This window comes from Candidatus Angelobacter sp. (assembly GCA_035607015.1).
Classification (GTDB): Bacteria; Verrucomicrobiota; Verrucomicrobiia; order Limisphaerales; family AV2; genus AV2.
Window position 1 is genome coordinate 1 of the sequence record DATNDF010000344.1, and the last position, 7,340, is coordinate 7,340.

Consider the following 7,340-nt stretch of genomic DNA (forward strand, 5'->3'; position numbering starts at 1 on the left):
CGGTGTGCCAGAGAGGTAAAGCGCCGCGCCGACCAGCAGCGAGATAACCACCGCCGCTACTCCCAGCCTCCTGCGGGTTGAAGTGCTCATGTGTGCGAGTCCGCCCAACTAAGATCACGCGGCTGCTGGTTCGTATATTGAACGGCTCTGGCAGGATGAAACCTCTCTCACCGTCTTCTGGAAAGTGGATTTTCGCCTTCCTGCGCGTCGCAGAACCGAACGACGGGAGCGCAATGGCCAGTCCGAAGCTCAGAGCATTTCCACACCGACTCGCGACGGCTGGGTCTCTCATGACGCCTGCGCTCCAGAACGATGGACAACCCCCCGAGTAAGAACAACGCGTAGATGCGCGGCTCGGGCACGGCTGCAACCGTGACGGTGTCGATTGCGGGTATGCCCACGAGGTTCCCAAACCACAGTGTGGTAGATCCGCTATTATCAGAAGTGAAGGCAAACGACTGGGGTTGCCAGCCCATCGCCCGCTGGTCTCCTGAACCGGGTGGAGCCTGGTAGTCTTCCGATGTGCCAGCGGCGGATACTCGGAGAAGCGCCGGCGGACCGTTGTAAGAATCTGTCGCGAGCCAAAAGGACACCACGTACGGCTGGTTGGGTGCCGTGCTAAATGTCTGCCCGATCGCATTAACGCCGAAGTAATATCCCAATTCCACACAGTAGCCTCCTGAATCTTGGCTCCTGTCGGCGAGGTACTCAACGCTACCGTTATAAGTGCCGTTGTAACCCGTCATGGTGGTCCAACCGGTAATGAAGTTGTTGCCGGCTGGAAAGAGTGGAACTGCTGGTTGACCATTGGTGAGTCCAGGTGAGTCGAAGGCACCATTCTGAAATCCGATCTGTGCCTGGGAGGTGAGCGGAAGGGCAATCAGTATCCAACTTCCAACGAGACATAATCGTGTATTCATACCATGGATCAGACGTCTCTAACGAAGGACAAAGTCGGCGAGCGGGGCCAGTCGCGCTGGTAACGCTCAATTATGCCTGTGAGTCATGCCACGATGAAATCACTCGCACGATTTTCTGGAAAGCGCATTTTCGCTTCCTATTCTGCTAACTGCAGGCGGAGCCCGTAAGGGCGCACGTTTTCATTTCGGCGGCGTCAACTTGATCCATTTGTTCAGATACCATTCGAGCACAGGAGTGAAAGGTGTGTCGGCGAGCAAGTACAGGACAGGGGCATAAACGAAGCGCAGCACGGTCGTCAATTGTGGGTTGCGCAGCTTCGCGTCAATTCGTGCCGCAGGCCCAATGCTCACAATGTAGGCGACAACGAGGATAAACGCCCACGTCAGAAATGAGCCGATGCCACGGTTGGCGCGGTTTTGAGTTGCGGTAATCATTGGCGGTCCGCACGACGTTGCGCCGACAATGTAGCGTCTGCATCAGTTTCGCACGATAAAATGTGTCGCGCGCGATCAGGGTTTTTGAAGGCGAAGCAGCAGGCGCTCAGGTTTACCAGCGCGTTGTCAGCCAGTAAACCGCCCCGGCGATGATGGCGGCGGACGGCAGCGTGATGACCCACGACAACACGACGCCGATGACCGGCTTCCATTTCGCCTGTCGCGTGGTAATGCCGATGCCGAGCAGCGCTCCAACGCTGACGTGCGTCGTGCTGACCGGCAAACCGTGGTAGCTGGCGGTGTTCACCAGGAGCGCGGTGGCGAGATTCGCCGCGAATCCCTGGCCCGGATTCATGCCGGTGATTTTGTTGGCCATCGTGTCAGCGACTTTCCTGGCATTGAGCAGTCCGCCGACCGCCATCGCCACAGTGACAGCAACCAACCCCCATTGAATTCTCAACGCCGTCGCCACCAGCAGCAGCGCCGCGATCTTCGGCGTGTCATTCAGCCCGCGCGCAAAGCTGACTGCGCCCGCCGAAAGAAAATGCAGTCCGTCCAGGAGTTTGCCCGCATTGATGCCGAGGAAACTCCCGGTGTACCGCTGCTGGCACACCGCGGATTGGCCGACAGTGACAGTGAACCTGGGCAGTGTCTCTGCCGCAAACAAGCCATCGGGACGCGGCACCGGCAGGATTTGAGTTTCTGCGCCGATGCAGACGCACATTTCCTTGCCGATGCCGGACCGCAGTCGTACCGCTCGCAGGACGCCATACACGGTCGCGCCGGCAATGACGGCGATGAAGGGCGCAAACAACAACGGCATGACGAAGTTCTTGCCGAGGGCGGAAAAGTTTACGCTGCTCACGCCTGTAACCAGCCCGGCTCCGACGAGCGCCCCGGTCAGACCGTGGGTGGTTGAAATGGGAAAACCGAGCAGGGTAGCCAGAACAACCGTGGCTCCCGCGCCCAACGCCACGGCGAGAAGAAACTCCGGTTGGGCGGTCAACGCATCCGGCACGAGTCCCTTGCCGGAAAATGTTTTGAGCAGCGATTCGGCCAGAAAGATGGCGGCAATGCTGCCCGCGCCCGTCGTGATCGTGGCCCAGGTGATGGCTGTCTTATAGGAACAGGTGCGGCTGCCGAACAGTGAGGCCACACCTTTGAAGTTGTCGTTGGCGCCGTTGGAATACGCGAGGAAGCAGGTCGCCAGAAGGAGGAAAATAATCATGGCCGGATGGAAGCGGAGGTTGCTTTCACGTATGCCTGATTGTGCATACGTAAAAGGTGAACCGCAAGCGGAAATTCCTCCGCGTCAGCCGGGCAGTTTGTCGAGGCGGAACGTGCAGCAGCCGAGATCAAGGATGTTGTTGTTGGCCGTGACCTGGCTTTTCAACTTGCGCGTCACGCCGTAGCGCCGTTCCTTGCCCTGTTTCTCGACTTCCAGCAGGCCGGCCTCCCGCATGATGCGAAGATGTTTGGAAACATTATACTGCGAAGCCTTCAACCGGTCGGCGATCGCATTAACACTCAACGGCTCCTTGAAGAGCAGGCGTAGAATGCGCAGGCGGGTTTCCTCGCCCAAAGCTTTGAGCGCAGCCAGGCAGTCGAGTCCGGTCATGGCGATAATCTATCCTCGAATCATTTGACCGGGCAAGCCGGCAGAGAATCCGGTTTCATTTCAGCATCGGCGGCCGGTCAATCCACAGGCTCAGACTGGTTTCAATTAACAGATTCGTTTTATCCGCCCAAATAACATATGATTCCCGGTGAAGCCGAATTGCCAACCAATCTTTCTGAAACATTTCTCCTTGATGCCGGGTTCATAGAGAAGAATGGAAATCACCAAGGAAAAGATGAACTTTAATTCGCTCACCCTGAGCACACTTACCATAACCCTGTTGCTCGCGGCCCCCAGCCCGGCGACGGCTCAAGCGACCAGGAAATTCGAACCAAAACAACTGCGGGAAGATTTTCAAATCGCCCGGCAGTCCCTGGTGGAAGGCCATAGCTGCCTCTACCGGTGCACAAAAAAGGCCGACCTCGATCGTATCTTTGATGAGGCCGAAAAATCCCTGGACCACCCCATGGATTCCTACGAATTCTATCGGGTGATGGCGCCAACCATCGCCGCCATCAAGTGCGGCCATACCGGCGTGAGCATGTCGGCCGATGTTCGCGCGGAGATCGAGGCCCTGCCATGGCTCCCGTTCAACGTGAAGGTGCTGGAGTCTAAAGCGTACATCTTCAGGGATTACGCGAAAGGTGGGAGCTTGGCCGGGAAGGAAATTCAATCGATCAACGGTGTGCCTGTCGCCCGCATCATTTCCACGATGCTTGCCGCCTCAATGAAGGATGGTGATGTGCAAACCACCCGCCAAAGGGATATCAGCGGTAATTTCGCGAGGAACCTCATCGCTTTACTTGGATTGAGAGCTCCCTACGAGGTGGTAATGGCCGATGCTGGAAGCAAACCGACGGAGAAGGTTCAAGTCGCGGGTCTAAAACACGATGAGCTGGCCAGGATGGCAAAAACGCTCTACCCTCAGGACGAGGGAAGCAAGGAGTTCGCAGATTTGAAATTTTTCGACGAGGGGCAAATCGCGCGTCTGACTTACTCCATTTTTGGGGAGAACGTGGAAGAAGGCCGGGCGTTCATGAAACGCGCTTTTGAAACCATCCAATCCAAAGATTCCAAGGCGCTCATCCTGGACCTGAGAGGCAACGGCGGGGGTGAAGGCGAGCTTGGGGGACTCCTGCTGTCCTACCTCCTGGTCACACCGTTCAATTACTACGACGATCTCCTCATCAACAAGAACTGTGGCATGAGTTACAGTTTCTCGAAGTTCACCGACGACCACCGCGACCTGACTGTCCCACCGGGTTTGGCTGAGCTCCGAGCCGACGGCAAAGTCCACCAGATCGTGGATTCTCTCTTGGCTGTCCAGCAGCCAAGCAAACCCACGTTCACCGGTCCAGTTTACATCTTGATCGACGGCGGCTGTCTCTCGACCACTTCGGAATTCCTGACCGAAGTCGACGTTCATCATCGCGCCAGCTTCATCGGGGAAGAAACCGCCGGCTGTTACTACGGCAATAACTCCGGAACGGTGATCAAAATCACCCTCCCCAACACCAAGCTGGGGATTTTTATCCCGCTAATGAGCTGCTATATGTCCGTAGGAGGCCATCACGAGCACGACGCTGCGCGTGGTGTGCTTCCGGATTTCCCCGTGAAGCGAACCATCGCCGATCTCGTGGCCGGGGTTGATCGGGATTTCGAGCTGGCGTTGGAGCTAGCTCGAAAGAAACGATAAAGCGTTAAACACTTTGCACTAGTGCAGCCTTTGCATCGGAGGCCTGGTGGTCGGCGTCCGGAATCAGGAAACAATTGCTGCGCGATGAAACGATTAAGCGATGCGAGGTCGCGTCACTGCATAACGGTAGAGCACCCGTGCCGGCCAAAGAAACTGTGAACGATTGAATTTCATGCACACCCATACGGCCGCGCTCAAGTAACACATTCATCAAACATCCGGCTGTGTAAGGCGCAACTCATAGTAGATCAGGGGAGTGTTTCGATACGTAACCCGTCCCACTTCGGTGCAACCGCAGCGCGCGTAAAAGCGCCCCGCTCCGGCGTCGGCGTCATAGGCATCGAGGCGAATCGCATCCGCCGGCCAGGCTCGGGCGATCCTTGCGGCTTCTTCCAGGCAGCGTCGGCCAATTCCACGACGTTGTCTTGCCGGCGTCACCGCCATTGCGAGAAGATAAAGCGGTCTTTGGCACGGCGTGAAATAGCTCGTGTCGATCGCCCAGGGTTTTTTGGTCGCCAGCCGGAGCGTGGCAATTATCTCGTTGCCGCGCCACGCTACAAAAACCTGCGACGTGCGCATGGCGTAGAGGACGCCCTTTTCAGAAGATCTGGATGACCAGGGGCCGCGTCCGTGCAGGCCGGTCAGATGGTCGGCGATCGCGGTATGCAGCGCGGCGAGCGGGGCGGCGTCAGCGATTGTCGCGGGTTGAAGGTGAACACGCATTCGCCGGGCATCATCGCCCGGTCACCGACCCATTGATCTTTGCAGCAAGCTCTTTGGCCTCCGGCTCGCTGAAACTCCCGCTGATTTCCGCTCGCCCGCCGGGGATTTCGGTTCTGATTGATGGCGCGGAATACAGCCTGCCCTCGATGACTATCGCCAGGCGCCTGCCAACATTCTTGCGGGTCACTTCTGCAAATCGCTCTTTGCCCTCCGCGGTAAAGGCAATCTCGATCAGTGGATTTCCGTTGCGCTTATCCGCGATGACTTTGGCGGATTTCAACGCGGTCTGATCGAGCAAAACCTTCTTTTGGACGTAGAGCCGTTCCGGTTGGGCCGCGTCTCCACTCTTGTGAACCAGGACCATCTGCTCGGCGTCGCCGGACGGCGCGTCGAGCGCAAGACGCAGTTGGAAGATTGGCCGGACAGGTGAATTGGCGGCGAGGGCGGCCAATGCGACGACGCAGGTGAACAGCAGCCGGACGAGTGTTTTCATGGTGACGACAGCATGGCACGCAGGTCGGAAACTGACAAAACAGAAAGTCGGGGCTTTCTGACCGTCGCAGGAAACGACGCCGGAGCGGTTTATTCCGTACATTTTGCGCGGCCGGTTGTTTCGCCACGCTCTGCGAGTATCAGCCCTCAGGGAAATTGCTGGGCGATGGAACGATTGGCGATTCGATGTCGCGTGACTGCATAACGGTAGAGCACCCGCGCCGGCCAAAGAAACTGTGAACGATTGTATTTCATGCGTATCCGCACCGCCGCGAGCATGATCTCCTCGTAGGACCGCTTCAAGGGAACCCAGGCAAAGCCGAATTTCCGCGTCAAATGCGCCTCGCCTTCGAGGTGCCGCCGCCACGTTTCTTCCGCGGAAACATTGGGAAAACTCTGGGCATAGGCGCCCGGACGCGGAAAGAGACCGAGACTCCCGCTGCTGCTGGTGTCCAGTACGGTCAGATCCTCCAGATAACTCTCGACAGAAAACGTGATCCGCTGGTGAAACATGAAGGAGAAGAATCGCGGCAGATTTCCCTGTTGAAACACCGCGACCTGAATGTTGCCAAACTGGAAACAGGTCCGAAATTCCAAACCGACGGAGGCGAGCCAGTCTTTGTGATGGGAAATCATTTCCCGCTGTTGAGCAGTCAGGCCGCCCGCGACCGGAAGGAGCATTTTCTCCGGCTCGCTCATCTTCCGGCCCAGCAGATAGATCTGTCCCAATATTGCCGCGGGCGCGGCGGCGATCCAGAGCAGCGGCGTGTAGTCCATGGCGTCAATGCAGCCGAACCAGGCGCCAGGCCCAAAGACAGAGGACGGTCGTGGCAATCGCGAGGAGAAAGAACGGAGGGTTTGTCGCGAGATGCCGGTCTTCCGCGAAGACGCGCCAGATATGCATCCGAAGAACGCGAGCGATTTGGCTGATCCCGGGGCGCAAAGCAGTGTGACACCGGATCCGCCGAGCGACAGCAGAGTCCCCGTAACCGCTGGCTGTCACGCCGCTCACAACGGAAACAAGCCGCCGTGTCTTCATGAATTGTCGCAGTCGTTTAAGGCCATCGATTCCAGGCACGCCCCGCGAAGAATTCACCGATTGGTGCCCGCCGCCCGAGAATATCGGAGCGAATCCGGAAACTCAATGGTCATGGCGAGTTTCTCAAAAGCTATTGCGGGCCATTGATGGGTTGCGCGTCACCCGGAGCATTCTGGACATTGTGCATCTCGCGCTTGTCCAACTCATCGAATCTTTGCAAATAGACCCGTGCCATGTTGCGGGCGCCCGAATGCGTGTCGCCAAGGATCGTCTGAAGCATCGGTCTCACCCGGTCGCGAAATTCCTTTTCATCGTCGAGTTTGCTCACGACGTAACCGACGACATCCTCGGCGTCGGTCCAGCCGGTCGTGGGATTGGCGGGGGCTCCTTTCGCCAGCGCATTCGCAACGGATGCCA

General features: G+C 57.7%; 8 protein-coding genes. 1 reads left to right on the forward strand and 7 read right to left on the reverse strand.

Annotation, left to right across the window (positions count from 1 at the left end):
• Nucleotides 1–1,100: 1,100 nt before the first annotated feature.
• The 3 genes from VN887_13780 to VN887_13790 all read right to left on the reverse strand — a co-directional run bounded on the left by VN887_13780 (nt 1,101) and on the right by VN887_13790 (nt 2,973).
• Nucleotides 1,101–1,355: a hypothetical protein gene (locus VN887_13780; GenBank protein HXT41076.1), complete on the reverse strand. Its 255-nt coding sequence runs from the start codon at nt 1,353–1,355 to the stop codon at nt 1,101–1,103.
• Nucleotides 1,356–1,467: 112 nt separating this feature from the next.
• The gene (locus VN887_13785; protein ID HXT41077.1) at nt 1,468–2,583 is read right to left on the reverse strand and encodes an inorganic phosphate transporter; all 1,116 of its coding nucleotides are present in this window, start codon (nt 2,581–2,583) and stop codon (nt 1,468–1,470) included.
• A gap of 84 nt (nt 2,584–2,667) precedes the next feature.
• On the reverse strand, nt 2,668–2,973 hold the full coding sequence (locus VN887_13790) for a metalloregulator ArsR/SmtB family transcription factor (protein ID HXT41078.1): 306 nt from the start codon (nt 2,971–2,973) through the stop codon (nt 2,668–2,670).
• Nucleotides 2,974–3,187: 214 nt separating this feature from the next.
• Between VN887_13790 and VN887_13795 the strand changes: the two genes are divergently transcribed.
• A complete protein-coding gene (locus VN887_13795) occupies nt 3,188–4,669 on the forward strand; it encodes a S41 family peptidase (GenBank protein HXT41079.1) in 1,482 nt (493 codons plus the stop codon).
• Between the two features lie 210 nt (nt 4,670–4,879).
• Here the strand turns inward: VN887_13795 and VN887_13800 are convergent, their stop codons facing one another.
• The 4 genes from VN887_13800 to VN887_13815 all read right to left on the reverse strand — a co-directional run.
• Nucleotides 4,880–5,392, reverse strand: coding sequence for a GNAT family N-acetyltransferase (locus tag VN887_13800; protein HXT41080.1), 513 nt, complete (start codon nt 5,390–5,392; stop codon nt 4,880–4,882).
• A 10-nt stretch (nt 5,393–5,402) separates the two neighbouring features.
• The gene (locus tag VN887_13805; GenBank protein HXT41081.1) at nt 5,403–5,885 is read right to left on the reverse strand and encodes a hypothetical protein; all 483 of its coding nucleotides are present in this window, start codon (nt 5,883–5,885) and stop codon (nt 5,403–5,405) included.
• Between the two features lie 146 nt (nt 5,886–6,031).
• Nucleotides 6,032–6,661 carry a hypothetical protein gene (locus tag VN887_13810; protein HXT41082.1) on the reverse strand — a complete coding sequence of 210 codons (630 nt, stop codon included), beginning with the start codon at nt 6,659–6,661 and terminating at the stop codon, nt 6,032–6,034.
• A gap of 392 nt (nt 6,662–7,053) precedes the next feature.
• The coding region (locus VN887_13815; protein ID HXT41083.1) for a hypothetical protein at nt 7,054–7,340 on the reverse strand (287 nt) is incomplete at its 5' end.